The organism is Streptomyces sp. NPDC086549 (assembly GCF_044746205.1).
Taxonomy (GTDB): domain Bacteria; phylum Actinomycetota; class Actinomycetes; order Streptomycetales; family Streptomycetaceae; genus Streptomyces.
Genome location: NZ_JBIVBS010000020.1, coordinates 90,068 through 104,496 on the forward strand (window position 1 = coordinate 90,068; position 14,429 = coordinate 104,496).

Consider the following 14,429-nt stretch of genomic DNA (forward strand, 5'->3'; position numbering starts at 1 on the left):
ACTGCCCGCGGACGGATGTTCCCGATGACGTCAGCAGCCGTTGTTGATAGCCTTGGTGCCGACGTAGAGGACGCCGTTCGAGTTCATGTCGACGGTCGAGCCCCCACCCCCCTTGGTGTTCGAGGCCCAGACCACGCCGCCGCTGCTGTTGTAGACCACGAAGTTGCCATCCATCTGGTAGACCGCCCAGTTGTTGTTCCCGGAGCCCCAGCTGTTCGTCGACCAGCAGGCATAGCGGCTGCCGTCGTCGAACCGGAGGTACTCGACCAGGTTGCCATCGCTCTGCATGACGAGCTGGATCTGCCAGCCTTGGGGGGCGTGGTACCGATAGATCATCTGCCCGACGTGCAGGGCCTCACCCCGGTATAGAAAGCTTTGGCCCGCGGCCGCCGATGCGGTTCCGGCGGTGCCGATGAGGGCGGATGCGGCCAGACCGACCGCCGCGGTAGCCGTCGCAAGCCAGCGGGTCATGCTCATACTCACGGTCCTCCATTCGAAACGTTCCAGGGCTGTGGTACTGGGTGCGGGCATCCGGCAGACCGGCTCGTCACGCGAGTGAAGGCCTGTCGCTGCCACAGCTCCCTCGTAGAAGATGCCAACGGCCCGCGCGACGGAGTTGACGTGGCGTGCAAGATCTCTTGATATTTCGTGCCTCGTCCATGCCCTCGCCGGTCGGAGCTGCAGGCCTCGCGCCCGGGCCCGGTCGACCAACCATGCCGCTCGCCCCGAGGACTCCAGGCGCCGCCATCAGCGCGTGCGGCTACCTCCGGGCCGTCCAGGCCGACGACGTCGAAGAGCCCGCGAGTTCGCCGGCGCCGAGCCGCGGACGCCCGAGCTGCTCTGCACTCACGACGCCTGGCCCGCGACTACGAGACGCGCACCGACACCTCGGAGCGGTGATCCGGTGGGCGATGAGCACGGTCATGAGCCGGACGGCGGTCGTGTTCTCGCCAATCCAGGCGTACACGCAGGCCTTTGCCCACCAGTTCTTCGGGTCCTTGTAGAACCCGGTGGCGTCCCAGCTGCCCACATCTTGCGCGGACAGGTCGTTATTGGGATCCGCTTGCTGGCCATACCGCAGCCAGCGGCCGTGGCGGCCGTGCTTTCGAAGCAAGTAGCCGCTGCAGTTGTCGACGTTGCTGGACGTGCTGGTCTGGTTGTAGACGACGGCCTGAACGTGGAAGTTCCTGCCGATCCCATAGGCGTTGAGGTAGCCGTGGCAGCCGCGCACCCAGACGTCGGAACCCTTGACGTAGTGGACGTGGCTGGGCGGGTCGGCGACTGCGGATCCCGCCGAGGTCGCCAGGGTGGCAGTGGCGAACGCTGCGACGAGCACGGCCCCGAAGCGGACCCGTGCCCCGGCAAGCAGACCTGGCTGTCGGGTCGTTCCCACCCTTGGTGCAGCCTTAGGCATGCTCCTTTCTCCTTGTTGCGGACGAGCGCTCGGCGGCATAGCGGTGGTCATCGCCGGTGCGATGCTGATGCGCGTGTTCACGCTTTCCCTCTCTTCGGCACTGCTTCTCCTGCGGTGTACGGGCGCTCAGGGGGCGGGCGCGTTCGTGATACCGGAGGCGGTTACGTCATCGAGTTCAGCGCTATGGGGATTGAATGGGCAGCCGGTTTCGCCAACCTGATCAATGACCGCTATGCAGGTCAGGGGCACGACGTAGCGGCGCTGACCAAAGAAAGCGCCTCAGGTTTGCCCTCCGGTCACGTGCGTGCGTAGCGTGTCGGGCCGTTGCGCCGCATCCACGGGGGAGGCGGGCGGCTGTGGGGGTGAGCTGTCGATGGCGGGGCGTCCGGAGAGCCCGCTCGATCCGAGTGCGGGGCCAGGGGCGCGGCTTGCTGCCGAGTTACGCAAGCTGCGGGCGGAGGCCGGGAGTCCGACGTACCGGGTGATGGCCGGGCGCACGAATCAGGGGGCGAGCACGCTGTCGCAGGCGGCCGGGGGTGAGCGGCTGCCGACCCTGCCGGTCGTCCTGGCCTACGTCCAGGCCTGCGGTGGGGACCTGGAGGAGTGGGAGGCGCGGTGGCGTGAGGCGGCTGCGGAGGCGGCGGCCGAGCCGCGTACCGAGAGTGAGGATGCTGCGCCACCGTATCGAGGACTGGCCCGCTTCGAGCCCGGCGACGCCGACCTGTTCTTCGGTCGCGACCAGCTCACCGACCGCCTACTCGAACTGACCCGTTCCCGCCGGTTCACGGCGGTGTTCGGCACGTCGGGCAGCGGCAAGTCCTCGCTGCTACGCGCCGGCCTCATCCCGCGCCTGAGCAACCCGGAGGCTTCCGGTCCGCGGCCGGCCGCCGTACGCGTCCTCACCCCCGGCGAGCATCCCCTGCGCGTCCACGGGCCGCGGCTGACCCCCAAGGACGCCGACGGTGAGACCTGGCTGATCGTCGACCAGTTCGAGGAGCTCTACACGCTCTGCACCGACCCCGCCGAACGCAGGGAGTTCATCGACCGGCTCCTGGCGGCCACCGATGCCGCGAGCCGGCTGCGCGTGGTCATCGCGGTGCGGGCCGATTTCCTCGGCCGCTGCGCCGAACACCCCGCCCTGACCGCCGCGTTGCAGGACGGGACCGTGCTGGCCGGGCCGATGAGCCGCGACGAGCTGCGCGAGGCCATCGTCAAACCTGCACAGGCCGCCGGGCTGATCGTCGAACGCTCCTTGACGGCGAGGCTGATCGAGGAGGTCTCCGACGAGCCCGGCGCACTGCCCCTGTTGTCCCACGTCCTCTTAGAGACCTGGTACCGCCGCAACGGCCGAGCCCTCACCGAAGCGGCCTACGAAGCGGCCGGCGGCCTACAGGGCGCCATCGCCCGCACCGCCGAAGACGCCTTCGGTAAGCTCACCCCCGTGCAGGCCGACCTCGCCAGGCACATGCTGCTGCGGTTGATCACCCCTGGCGACGGTACGCCCGACACCCGACGGCCGACCGAGCGCGCCGAACTCGTCAGCAGCGCCTCGGACGTCGCACAAGCCGATGCCGACGTGGTCCTGGAGCGATGGGCGCGCGCCCGGCTGATCATCCTGGACGACGACACGGTGGACCTCGCTCACGAGACGCTGATCAGCGCGTGGCCCAGGCTGAGCGGATGGATCGATGCCGAACGTGACCGCCTGCGAACCCACCGCCATCTGACCGAGGCCGCACGAGCCTGGCAGGACCTGGACCGCGACCCGGGAGCCCTCTACCGGGGCACTCGGCTGGCCACCGCCAAGGAAGTGTTGGGGGCGGCGGAACCACGCGCTCGCCTCACCCCGCTGGAACAGTCGTTCCTGTCCGCCGGCCTCGCGGCCCGTGACCGGGAGCAGCGGTCGGCAGCGCGTTCCGCCAGGCGGCTGCGTACCTTCGTGGTGGCCCTGTCGTGCCTGGTCGTCCTGGCCCTGATGGCCGGCCTGGTCGCCTGGCAGCAGAACCGGGCAGGTCAGCGCCAACGCGTCCAGGACGAGGCCCGCCGGATCGCAGCCGTCGCGGAAAGCCTGCGCTCCTCCGAGCCGGCCATCGCGATGCGGCTCAGCCTCGCGGCGTGGAAGATCTCCGAACTGCCGGAGACCCGATCGGCACTGATGGGTTCGATGGCGCAGAAGGAACAGGACGCGTTCCGGATCCCGGACCAGGCGGACGGTCCCGAGGTGTACCTCGACCGCGACGGCCGGACCGCGGTCTCCGTCTCCGGAGAGCGGGTCACTCGGTGGGACGTGCGCAGCCATCGGCAACTGTCCTCGTTCAGGATTCCGGGCATAGCCGATGCCTCATGGCCGGACGTCTCCCCGGACGGCCGCATCCTGGCGTTCGCGTCCACCAGTTCCGGCATCCAGGTCTGGGACCTGGATGCCGGCAAGAAGACCGGACAACTGCCCGGGCACGACGCGGACACGGTCTGGTTCGGTCCCAGCGGACACACACTGGCGGCCTCCGGTCCTGACGACGGAACAGGATCCGTGGCACGGCTGTGGGACCTGCGGCACTGGCGCGAGGTGTTCAAGAACAGGCTGGGCTCCAGTGGCGCGATAAGTGATGTCGCGACAGGCTCGGCCTTCACCGACGTCAAGTTCACCACTATGAGCCTGGACACCGTCAGCCCTGACGACCGTCTTACCGCGATGTGCCCCGACCACCAGCTGGAGGTGTGGGACGTAGCGCGGCGCCGTCGGTTGCCGGGTACGTGGGAGACGGCGTTCCACAGGGACGAATGCCGCACCGGCACCATCACCTTCACATCCGACAGCCGCAGGGTGGCCGTGGCCTCCGGAAACGGCCTGCGTACTTGGGACGTGGCGTCGGGGCGTGAACTGCGCCAGATCAAGCACCGCGGCCTGACACAGGCCGAGTTCAGCCAGGACGGGCGGTTCGTCGCCACGGCGGACGACAACGAGATCCAGCTGTGGCGGACGGACGACCCGGCCACCCCGGTGTTCCGGATCCCATGGGCCGACGGCCAGGGCCTCGGAGCCATCCGCATCGATCTCAAGGCGGGCGTGCTCCGCTATGTGACAGGCAGTTCGAGCACAACCGTGTGGATGGTCTCGCTGGGACACGCCCTTGATCATGCCTGGCAGCAGGACATCACCGTGAGCGCGGGCTTCAGCCCCGACGGCCGCCTGCTCGCACAGACCCGGCAGGCCGGAGGCAGGCACCGGATGCGGCTGGTGGACGTACCGACCGGCAAGGTGCTGGCCGACCGTCTGCCCACCGCGCCCTGCGAGCCACAGTGCTCCGACGTCATGACGTTCGCCTCGGACAGCCGGACCTTCGCCTACTCCAGTGAGGACACCGCATCCGCCGAACCGCCCTGGGTCAAGGTGCTGGACACCCGCCATCCGAACCGGCCGACCACACTGCGGTTCCCGCCCACAGCGGATGACATCGAGACCATCGACGCGATCGCACTCGCGCCCGGTGGCCGAAGCCTCCTGGTGTCGCTGTCCGAGGAGCGCACCGAGGTGTGGGACGTACGCCGGAGGGCGAGATCCAGTCGGCTGCCCGGCGTCTGGGGAGAGAGCCTGACGGTCGCGGACGACGACCGCTTCCTGGCGACCACCCAGGGCGACTTGGTCGATCTGCCCTCCCGGGCGGTCACCCACCGTGCGCTCATGCAGGGAATCCCCGCCCGCTTGGCCTTCAGCCATGGCGGCGGCTATCTGGCCGGAGGCGACGAGTCGGGCTGGGTGACTCTATGGGGCCGTCACGCCCGGCAGTGGCTGGCCGAGTTTCCTCCCGAACCGGCCGACGCCGCCAGCTCGGCGATCGGCGTTTCGGCGCTGGCCTTCTCTCACGACGGCGAAACGCTTGCCGTCGGAACAGCGGACGGCTCGGTCCGGCTGTGGGACGTCGCCTCCCGGCGCCCGGTCGGATCCGCCTTCTCCGACCCCGGGGGCGGGGTCATGGCGCTGGCCTTCAGCAAGGACGACCGCACCCTGTACGTCTCCGCCCAGCACATGCCTCTGTTGACCTACGGCGTCGATGCATCGCGGATGGCCACCGATGTATGCCGACGCGTCGGATCCGGTCTGTCACGTGCCGACTGGCAGAGGTACATCCGCGACGTGCCGTACGCCGCCTCTTGCTGAACGGGACGGTCAGCAAGAGGGGCAGGCGTGATCCGAGCACGCATCACGCCTGTACGAGGCCCTCCCCGCCAGCTCCGAGGCCGTGATCCACATTGAGGCTGCCCCTTTGGAGTGGACACCCTTTGAATGGATCTTGATGGTCCAGGGAGGGATGTCCAGGTGGGACGCAAGTCTCCGTATCCGGAGGAGTTCAGGAAGGACGCCGTTGCGTTCTACCGCGCCTCGGCCGGGAAGCGGACGTATGCGGCGATGGCCGCGGATCTCGGTATCACCGCGGAGTCGCTGCGGACGTGGGTACGCAAGGACGAGGCCCAGGCCGCGCCCGTGGGTCGCGACGGCAGCGTGAGCGCGGCCGAGGAGCTGGCCCCGCTGCGGGCCGAGAACGCCCGGCTGCTCAAGGCCGAGCAGGAATGGCAGCTGGAGCGCGAGATCCTGCGCCGGGCAGCGGCCTATTTCGCCCGGGAGGTGAAGTGAGCCCCTGCCGCTGGGACTTCATCTCCGAAAACTTTGTCCGGACCCCGAGCCTGACGACCTGCCGTGGACGCCGCCGAAAGCCGGCTTCCTCACCGGATGCGGTGCTGTTTCCAGAACGGGCCGAGGTCTTTGCTGGTCATGCTCTGGGCCGCCCTCTTGAAGTCGGCGGTGGTGGAGACGCCGTGCCAGTGATCGCGGGCGTACCGCTTGAGCAGGCGGGCCATGGTGCCGCTGCCGAGGGTGCGTTCAAGGTCTGCGAGGGCGCACGGGCCGGCGGTGTAGATGAGGTGGTATTCGTCGGGATGCCGGCTCCAGTACGCCATGGAGCTGGTCAGTCGGGCCTCGTTGCTGGGCCAGTTCTCCTGTTCCCAGCAGTCGTGGGTGTCCCAGCCGTAGTAGCGGGCGTTGGCGTACTGGGCGAAGCTCTCGTCGAGCCAGGGTGCGTTGTATTCGTCGTTTCCGACGATGCCGTACCACCATTGGTGGGCGATTTCATGGACGGTGGCGCCGCCTTCTTCGGTCGTGCCGAGGAGGACGAGGCCGGGGTATTCCATGCCGCCGCCGAATTTCGGCGTCATGACGAGGTCGATCTCGCCGTACGGATAGCGGCCGAACTCCTTGCCGAACCGGTCGATGGCGCCGGTGGCGTCCTTCCGGTTGAGGCGGACGCCCGCGGCGGATGTGCCGGGTGCCCAGTACGAGTTGACGCGCACGCCGCCCGGCGAGGTGTCGGTCGCGGCGCGGAAGGGGCCCGCGGCCCAGGCGAAGTCCCGTACCCGGTGCGCGATGCTGAGGGTGACGGTGCGTCCGGGGCCGCCGGGCCCGGTCACGGTGCGGCCGGTCGCGGGGACCTTGAGAGCGGAGGGGTGGTCGAGGCGTACCCGGAAGTCGCCGGCGAGTGCGTAGAAGCTCTCACCTGGGGACACGTACGGGTCGAGGTGCCACCCCTTCGCGTCGTGTACGGCGAGTACGGGCAGTGCGTTGCCCAGGAAGCGGAAGTCGCCCTCGCGGCCGAAGCGGCTGTTGCGCCCGGGCACGGTGATCGACACATCGAAGGCCACAGCCGCCCGCTGACCGCGCGCGAGCGGCCTGGGCAGCGTGATGCGCAGTGCTGTGCAGTTCACCGTGAGGCGACCCGCCGTACCACCGCTCACATGGGTCACGGCGACGGGGGAAGGCTTGCCGGGTGTCCCGCACGCGTCCTCGCCGTTGCCCCACAGCCGTACGTACACCTCGCGCAGGGGCCGGTGGGAGGCGTTGCGGAACGACACCCGCTGGCGGCCCGTCCAACGCGAGCCGTCTGCGTCGGAGCGAAGTGTCACGTCGTAGCGCAGACCGTCGGGCGTCGCGGCCTCGGCGGACGCCCGGACCGGCGGTGCCGCGACGGCATGCTCCACGGTGGCGCCCGACGCCACGAGCGGTGCGAGCAGGACGACGAGCAGACGGCGACGGGTTCTCGACCACCACGCGGGTAACAGCGACATGGCAGCGGATCATGCCACAACACCTCCGCCCTTCATCCCCCCAGTGGGAAACTCGAAAGGGCGGCTCCACTTCCCACCGCGCGTCGAGCGGGCATGGGGCCGGATGGTCCTGCTGGGCGGAGGGGCGGCTGCGGCTGTACTTGATCCGGAGCGGTCGGCGGCACAGCGGGCAGGGGGCGATCCCGGCCGCCGTTAGACTGCGGACAAGGGAGGCGTCTTCACGCTGCTCCTTCGACCACCGCCCCACAGCAGGGCAGCGATGGAGACGAGAATCGGCGTGACGGTCTGAGCACAGCATTCGCACGACGCCGTCAGACGTCCTCTCAGGGCGTCGCATCACCTCCGCCCACTGCTCGGGACGGGAGGCCTCGCAGCCGACGCAGCGGTACCCGGCGAGCCATACGCAGCGCTACCGCTACACCAGCAGCCAGCCGTTTCCCGCCCTGCACGTAGTCTTGGCGGGCAAGCCCGAGCACCTGCTCGACAACCGTCTGGCGGCACTCGCCCGCGACGTGCACGGCATCGCCGTCCACGTTCTCGCCCTCACGCTGCGCGCCCTGCAGCGCGGTGAGCGGCTCCGGCCGGGTGGCGCCGGGGGCGCCCGGAGGTTCTCCCCGCCACCGAGGGTGGGGCCTCTAGGACCTAGGGCCGGTGCAGAGCTTCCGAAGGCGGTCCCGAGCCCTGGCCGTGTTGCCATCCGTGGGGTGTCCGGCTCAGGCGCGGTGGCGGAGGGTGAGCGTCCAGGTGTCCACCGTGTAGCGGGTGGGCTCGTTTGCGTGTTGCTCGGCGACGATCGCGGCGACCCGGTCGCCGTCCCACCGCAGTGCCCGTATCGTCCGTGCCCTCAGGTCTGCCGCGTCACCGCCGAGTTCGGCGAGGACTGTGCTGTCGAGCCGTCGGCCCACCGCGCGGACCGCCCCGCCGTCCAGGACCAGGATCGTGCCGTCGCGCAGGACCAGCGGCTTGGGCGGCTGCGGGTCGGACAGGCGCGGGCCGCGTTCCACGACGCCGCCGGGCAGCAGCCGGACGACCCGGCCGTCGGTCGGCGCATTGCGGTCGGTCTCGACGACGCGCACACCGGTACCCACGACGTAGTGGCCGTAGGAGCGCCAGGTGTCGGTCTCGTTGCCGTCGCGGTCGTACTCCCAGGTGTCGAAGACGTCATAGCCCTCCAGCCCGAGCACGAAGCGGCCGCCTCCACGCGCAGCGGCGCGCTCCCCGCGCAATTCGGCGACGAGCCGCCCGTTCGCGAGGTCGAGGAGCAGGGCCGGTCCGAGGATGCCCCAGGGCGTGTACTCCAGGGAGTCCGTGGTGACGAGCACTCGGTCACCGGACACATGGGCGGCGTTGGGCCGTCCCGCACAGCGGTGCATCCAGACGGTGCCGCCGGCGGCGTCGACGCAGCTGACCGACCCGACATCGCCGTGAATGCGCAGCTCGTCCCGGCGCGCCAGCGGCTCCTGCGGAAGCCTGACCCGCTCGTAGGGAGGCCGCCCCACCGCGCGCCGGTGGTCCACCACTTCGGCGCTCCACGCGGCGGCGGTCCCGCTCGCCGCTTCCCCACTCGTCTCCCACCCCGGCATGCACGCGACCGTAGTGCCACACGACGCCACCGCACGAGTCGTGGGGGCCGCCGGGAAACCGCCCAACCTCTGACCGCCCGCATCCAGGACGGACATGCCGTCATGATCCGTCATGATCGAACCCACCACAACAGAGCAGGCCGTCGCCCGCCGCGTGTACGACCTGCGCTTCCCCGGCGAAGCCCCCCACGCACTCACCCTGCAGCAGCTCCGGCGGCGGCCGCAACCGGGGCACCCCCTTCAGCGAGGACCAGCACCTCAACGTCATACCGCCGCCCACCCGGCGACGGGATCCGGCGGCGAAGGCGTCGCCGGATGTGTAGTCGCGTTTTGGTCCAGGGCACGCCGGTGCGCGCTCGCCGGCAGCAGAGCGGAAGAGGCTTCAGTCCCCGCGCCTGAGGGGTAGCTCTCCCAAGAGATCAGCAGGTCGAGGCAGTGCCGTCGGTGTGCGGAGCCTTCGTCCGTCCCGCCGTCGTCCCTCTCCCCGGTCGCCGTTTCGCTGCCGATCCATGCCGTCCCGTCCCGTCCGGTGCCTGCTGTCGGCGCCCGAGTCGTCGTACGAGCTGTGACGGGGGTCACGGGGCTGCTGGTCGGCCCCAGGGAATACATGCTCAGTCATGTTGTTTGATTTGCATGCGAAGTCATGTATCAGCAGGGAGCGCAGCATGCAGTTCGGCATCTTCGGGGTCGGTGACATCTCGCCCGACCCGACCACGGGACACACTCAGAGCGAGGCGGAGCGGATCGGTAACCTGATCAAGATCGCCCGGCGGGCCGACGAGGTGGGCCTTGATGTTTTCGCGCTGGGTGAGCACCACAATCCACCGTTTGTGATGTCCTCGCCGCCGGCGCTGCTCTCCCACATCGCGGCGCTGACGGAACGGATCATCCTGAGCACCGCGGTGACCCTGATCACGACCAATGACCCGGTGAAGATCGCCGAGGACTACGCGATGGTGCAGCATGTCGCCAAGGGGCGGCTGGACCTGATGCTCGGACGCGGGAACACCGTGCCCGTGTATCCGTGGTTCGGCAAGGACATCCGCCAGGGTGTCCCCCTCGCCCTGGAGAACTACAACCTGCTCCACCGGCTGTGGCGCGAGGACGTGGTCGACTGGGAAGGACGGTTCCGCACCCCGCTGCAGGGCTTCACCTCCACCCCTCGCCCGCTGGACGACGTCCCGCCGTTCGTGTGGCACGGCTCGATCCGCAGCCCTGAGACCGCCGAACAGGCGGCGTACTACGGCAACGGGTTCTTCGCCAACCACATCCTGGCCCCGAACTTCCACTTCAAGCCGATCGTCGAGCTCTACCGGCGACGGTATGAGCACTACGGCCACGGCACCGCCGAGCAGGCCATCGTCGGATTGGGCGGCCAGGCGTTCGTCGCCAAGCGCTCCCAGGACGCGGTCAACACCTACCGGCCCTACTTCGAGAACTATCCGGTCTTCCGCGGCTCGAAGCTGGAGGACTACATGGCGGGCACGCCGCTGACCGTCGGCAGCCCCCAGGAAGTGATCGAGAAGGTCCTCACCTTCCAGGAGGGCTTCGGCGACTACCAGCGCCAGCTCTTCTCGGTCGACGCCCTCGGCCTGCCGGTCGACATGGCGCTGGAGCAGGTCGAACTGCTGGGCACCGAGGTGGTGCCGGTGCTGCGCAAGGAGATGGCGGCCCGCCGCAAGCCCGGTGTCCCGGACGCCCCCACGCACGCTTCCCTGGTCAGAGCGAAGTACGGCGACGCCGAGCCGCGTCAGCCGCGCCCGAACCCGAACCGAGGCGACAACCTGTCGGGCACCTCGCCGTACCAGGACAGCGACCCGGCCGTCGAAGCCGGCTTCCCGGCGGCGTTCTGATGGCCGGCGTCAGCCGACTGGCGAACGAGGCCTGGGAGGCGATGTTCCGGGCCCAGGCGACCCTCGCGCGAGAGTTCGAGTATGAGGGCGACTGGGGTGGCTTCCCGCCGCGCGAGTACGGCGTGCTCTACGCGCTGGCCGGAGCGAGGGACGGCTTGCGGATCACCGACCTGATCGACGACGCCCTGCTCACCCAGGCTGGGGTGTCGCGGCTCGTCGCCCGCCTGGACAAGCGGGGGCTCGTCGAACGGCGGCCCGATCCCGACGACGCCCGCGCCTGCCGCATCGTTCTCACCGCCGAAGGCCGTGAAGTGCAACGGCGCCTCGGCCGCGCACATGCTCGGCATGTCACGACCGCGATGACCCGGGCCCTGACCCGCGAACAACTGGAGACGCTCCGGGAGCTCGGCCGCGCACTGGTCGCCGCCGCCCCGGCCACCGCCGCCCACCCCAGGAAAGCACCCGCGAGGGACACCGCATGAACGACCTCACCCCCGCCGCGACCGCGGTGACGATCGCCGTCGTCAACGCCGGCGTCAGCGATCCGTCCTCGACCCGGCTGCTCGCCGACCGCATAGCCCAGAAGACCGTCGACGCCCTCGTAGCCTCGGGCACGACAGCGACCGTGCGCCCGCTCGATCTCGGTCCTCTCGCCGTGGACATCGCGCAGAGCATCGTCTCCGGCGTGCTCAACCCGAAGGTGCAGTCGGCCATGGAGCTGCTCGCCCGGGCCGACGCGGTCATCGCCGCCACCCCGGTCTACAAGGCGGGGATCAGCGGCCTGTTCAAGTCGTTCGCGGACCTGATCGACAACGACCTGCTCATCGCCAAACCGGTCGTCCTCGCCGCGACGGGCGGAAGCGCACGACACGCCATGGTCGTCGACGACCAGCTCCGGCCGCTGTTCGGGTTCCTGCGCACCATCCCGGTGCCCACCTCCCTGTACGCCGCACCCGAGGACTGGGCGTCGACCGACCTCGGCAAGCGCATCGCCCGAGCCGCACAAGAGCTCTCCGTCATGCTGCGCAGCGGAGCCGGCCGACAGATCGCCGACAGCAACTGGAGTGGCTACGACCACCGGTTCGGCGGCAACGCCACACGGGCACAACGGTCCCTGGACGACGTCGACTTCACCACCGATCTCATGCGACTCGCCACCGGCGGAAGCGCACGCCCTCAAGGTGGTGACCGGGCCGATGTACGTTGACGGACGGGCCCCGGAAGGGGGACGGGCGGGATCCGCGAGAACAGGCCGGCGCGCGACGGTGGTGGTCATAGGCGGCGGACAGTCGGGGCTCTCGGCCGGCTACCACCTCAAGCGGCGCGGCTTCGCCAGCGCCCTGACCGGCCCGGTCGGCTCCGACAGCGACCGGACCTTCGTGGTGCTCGATGCCGAACCGGCGGCCGGCGGGGCGTGGCGGCACCGCTGGGAGTCGCTGCGGATGGAGACCGTGAACGGCATCTTCGACCTGCCCGACTTCCCGCAACCACCCGTCGACCCCGACGAGCCCAGTCGTACAGCGGTGCCGCGCTATTTCGCCGCCTTCGAGCAGGCGACCGACCTGCCGATCCTGCGTCCGGTGACGGTCACCTCCGTACGGACCGTGGACGACCGGCCCGACGGAGAGCTGGTCGTGGAGTCCAGCGCGGGGACGTGGACCACCCGGGCGGTCATCAACGCCACCGGCACCTGGACCAACCCCGTCCGCCCCCACTACCCGGGGCAGGAGACCTTCACCGGTATCCAGGTGCACACCCATGACTACGTCTCGGCCGACCGGTTCGCCGGCCTGCGGGTCGCGGTCGTCGGCGGCGGCATCTCGGCACTGCAGCAACTGGAGGAGATCTCACGGGTGGCCACCACGTTCTGGTACACGCGTCGTGAACCCGTTTTCCGAGAGGGCGAGTTCGAGCGCGAGGTCGCCGGCCGTGGGATCGTCGCCAAGGTCGCCGCCGACGTCGAAGCGGGCAGGCCCACCGGCAGCGTCGTCTCCTACACCGACCTGGCCTGGACTCCGTACGCGTTGGCGGCGAAGGAGCGCGGGGTCCTGAGGCGTCGTCCCATGTTCACCGCCATCGAACCCGATGGCGTCCGCGAGGCGGACGGTTCGTTCACGGCTGTCGACGCCATCCTGTGGGCCACGGGATTCAAGGCCGCCCTGGCGCACCTGGAGCCTCTGGGGCTGCGCAACGAGCTCGGCGGGATCACCATGCGCGGCACCCAGGCGGCCGGCGAACCTCGCCTGCACCTGGTCGGCTTCGGACCGTCCCAGTCCACCGTCGGCTCCAACCGCGCCGGCCGCCAGGCGGTCAACAGCCTGCTGCGGCAGTGGAAGGCCACCGCACTGTCGCTTGTTGGCCCGACGGGCGCGTCCAGCGAAGAGCCCGAGGCCCAGTCATGAAGTGCGAAGTCCTCGACAGCCTGCTGAACCTCAAGAACCCGGTGGCCGGGCGCGAGGTCCGTCCCGACGAGCGGTACTGCCAGGCGCTGACTTCCGCGCGCTACGCCGAGCAGTTCGGCTTCGACGCGGTCGCGCTGGGCGAACGGCACGCCGGTGCCTTCCTCTCCAGCGGCGTCACGGTCCTGCTCGGTGCGATCGCCGCGACCACCAGCCGGGTCCGGATCCAGACGGGCCTCTCGGTCCTGTCGATCGAGGTCACCAGCCTGCAGCGCCCCTTCGCCGGCGGCCCTCGGGTACGGCACGGGTCGGCGACCACGCTGACCTCGGCGAGCCTCGCGGGAGCAGCGATGGTCCGTGTCGGTTTCACGCTGCGCGCCGAGCGCCTCCTTCAGACCTTCTGGCCCTGACGGGCTGCCCCCTGATTGATTTTGGGGTGTGCCGGCCCGGGGGTTCGGCTGGTGGGTGATTCAGCAGGCCATCGTGCGGACGTGCACGAGTTCGGTGCTGGGCTTGCGGCGGGTGGTACTGCGGGCGGCGCGGGCGGAGACGAGGGAGGCGACGGCGCGGTGGGTTTCGCCGTAGGTTTCGCGGCGTCCGGTGTACCGCGGAAGTGGGCGCCACTGGCGGTGTTAGCGGTGGCGCGCTCGACGCAGATCCGGCGGGAGGACTGCCGGCACTTGGCCTCGCGCCAGCCGTACCGCTCGGTCAGCGACCCGTTGTCATCGTCGAGTTCCTTGGGCCTCCAGGGCGGGACGGAGACCTGGTCGGGGAACTCGTTGGCCAGGCCCCGGTAGCCGTCGTCGACCTCGGCCTGCACGCCTGGGTGATGGCGGTACTGCTCGGCGATGCCCTCGGTGCGCACCGAGGTCTGGTCGTGCATCCGGCCCGGCCGTTCCGCCCCGGACCACAGAGTGCGTCCGTGGCCGTCGCTGACGGTTGTGGTCTTGATGGTGTTGTGCTTGCGCTTGCCCGAGACGAACGCGCGCCGGCCTGGCATGCCCGCTTTCGGGCGGCGGACCTGGGTTTCCATCCCGTCGGTCCGCTACGTGTCCTGCTCGGC

Annotated in this window: 11 protein-coding genes and 1 pseudogene; 7 read left to right on the forward strand and 5 right to left on the reverse strand. The window is 69.8% G+C overall.

Annotated elements, in window-relative coordinates; genetic code table 11:
* Nucleotides 1-30: 30 nt before the first annotated feature.
* Nucleotides 31-477, reverse strand: coding sequence for a hypothetical protein (locus tag ACIPSA_RS42150; protein ID WP_402645151.1), 447 nt, complete (start codon nt 475-477; stop codon nt 31-33).
* 283 nt (nt 478-760) lie between these two features.
* Entirely contained in the window at nt 761-1,336 is a 576-nt protein-coding gene (locus ACIPSA_RS42155) for a hypothetical protein (protein ID WP_402645154.1), read from the reverse strand.
* Between the two features lie 451 nt (nt 1,337-1,787).
* Here ACIPSA_RS42155 and ACIPSA_RS42160 point away from each other — a divergent pair, with 451 nt between their 5' ends.
* A complete protein-coding gene (locus tag ACIPSA_RS42160; protein WP_402645156.1) occupies nt 1,788-5,573 on the forward strand; it encodes a hypothetical protein in 3,786 nt (1,261 codons plus the stop codon).
* 159 nt (nt 5,574-5,732) lie between these two features.
* Nucleotides 5,733-6,112 (forward strand): annotated as a pseudogene (locus ACIPSA_RS42165) (transposase); the annotation flags it as partial.
* A gap of 24 nt (nt 6,113-6,136) precedes the next feature.
* Here the strand turns inward: ACIPSA_RS42165 and ACIPSA_RS42170 are convergent.
* Complete coding sequence (locus tag ACIPSA_RS42170) at nt 6,137-7,531, reverse strand: M1 family metallopeptidase (RefSeq protein ID WP_402645158.1); 1,395 nt, start codon at nt 7,529-7,531, stop codon at nt 6,137-6,139.
* 713 nt (nt 7,532-8,244) lie between these two features.
* The gene (locus tag ACIPSA_RS42175) at nt 8,245-9,114 is read right to left on the reverse strand and encodes a hypothetical protein (RefSeq protein WP_402645160.1); all 870 of its coding nucleotides are present in this window, start codon (nt 9,112-9,114) and stop codon (nt 8,245-8,247) included.
* Nucleotides 9,115-9,779: 665 nt separating this feature from the next.
* Between ACIPSA_RS42175 and ACIPSA_RS42180 the strand changes: the two genes are divergently transcribed.
* Genes ACIPSA_RS42180 through ACIPSA_RS42200 form a run of 5 tightly spaced genes read left to right on the forward strand, consistent with a single transcriptional unit; the run spans nt 9,780 to nt 13,776 of the window.
* Entirely contained in the window at nt 9,780-10,967 is a 1,188-nt protein-coding gene (locus ACIPSA_RS42180) for a CE1758 family FMN-dependent luciferase-like monooxygenase (RefSeq protein WP_402645163.1), read from the forward strand.
* On the forward strand, nt 10,967-11,449 hold the full coding sequence (locus tag ACIPSA_RS42185; protein ID WP_402645166.1) for a MarR family winged helix-turn-helix transcriptional regulator: 483 nt from the start codon (nt 10,967-10,969) through the stop codon (nt 11,447-11,449). Before ACIPSA_RS42180 ends, ACIPSA_RS42185 begins: the two co-directional genes overlap by 1 nt.
* Nucleotides 11,446-12,174, forward strand: a complete 729-nt coding sequence (locus ACIPSA_RS42190) for a CE1759 family FMN reductase (RefSeq protein WP_402645169.1) — start codon at nt 11,446-11,448, stop codon at nt 12,172-12,174. The genes ACIPSA_RS42185 and ACIPSA_RS42190 overlap by 4 nt, the downstream gene beginning before the upstream one ends.
* Nucleotides 12,164-13,369 (forward strand): flavin-containing monooxygenase, encoded by a 1,206-nt coding sequence (locus ACIPSA_RS42195; protein ID WP_402645171.1) that lies wholly within the window; start codon nt 12,164-12,166, stop codon nt 13,367-13,369. Before ACIPSA_RS42190 ends, ACIPSA_RS42195 begins: the two co-directional genes overlap by 11 nt.
* The gene (locus ACIPSA_RS42200) at nt 13,366-13,776 is read left to right on the forward strand and encodes an LLM class flavin-dependent oxidoreductase (protein WP_402645173.1); all 411 of its coding nucleotides are present in this window, start codon (nt 13,366-13,368) and stop codon (nt 13,774-13,776) included. Before ACIPSA_RS42195 ends, ACIPSA_RS42200 begins: the two co-directional genes overlap by 4 nt.
* On the opposite strand, the gene ACIPSA_RS42205 is transcribed toward ACIPSA_RS42200, so the two are convergent.
* Nucleotides 13,758-14,399: a transposase family protein gene (locus ACIPSA_RS42205; protein WP_402645175.1), complete on the reverse strand. Its 642-nt coding sequence runs from the start codon at nt 14,397-14,399 to the stop codon at nt 13,758-13,760. The two genes, ACIPSA_RS42200 and ACIPSA_RS42205, sit on opposite strands and share 19 nt — an antisense overlap.
* Nucleotides 14,400-14,429 lie beyond the last annotated feature (30 nt).

Bases quoted from the DNA above. Each gene is read 5' to 3' on its own strand.
- ACIPSA_RS42170 (WP_402645158.1), bottom strand. From the start codon at position 7,531: ATGTCGCTGTTACCCGCGTGGTGGTCGAGAACCCGTCGCCGTCTGCTC.
- ACIPSA_RS42195 (WP_402645171.1), top strand. From the start codon at position 12,164: ATGTACGTTGACGGACGGGCCCCGGAAGGGGGACGGGCGGGATCCGCG.
- ACIPSA_RS42175 (WP_402645160.1), bottom strand. From the start codon at position 9,114: ATGCCGGGGTGGGAGACGAGTGGGGAAGCGGCGAGCGGGACCGCCGCC.
- ACIPSA_RS42160 (WP_402645156.1), top strand. From the start codon at position 1,788: ATGGCGGGGCGTCCGGAGAGCCCGCTCGATCCGAGTGCGGGGCCAGGG.
- ACIPSA_RS42185 (WP_402645166.1), top strand. From the start codon at position 10,967: ATGGCCGGCGTCAGCCGACTGGCGAACGAGGCCTGGGAGGCGATGTTC.
- ACIPSA_RS42150 (WP_402645151.1), bottom strand. From the start codon at position 477: ATGAGCATGACCCGCTGGCTTGCGACGGCTACCGCGGCGGTCGGTCTG.
- ACIPSA_RS42190 (WP_402645169.1), top strand. From the start codon at position 11,446: ATGAACGACCTCACCCCCGCCGCGACCGCGGTGACGATCGCCGTCGTC.
- ACIPSA_RS42205 (WP_402645175.1), bottom strand. From the start codon at position 14,399: ATGGAAACCCAGGTCCGCCGCCCGAAAGCGGGCATGCCAGGCCGGCGC.
- ACIPSA_RS42180 (WP_402645163.1), top strand. From the start codon at position 9,780: ATGCAGTTCGGCATCTTCGGGGTCGGTGACATCTCGCCCGACCCGACC.
- ACIPSA_RS42200 (WP_402645173.1), top strand. From the start codon at position 13,366: ATGAAGTGCGAAGTCCTCGACAGCCTGCTGAACCTCAAGAACCCGGTG.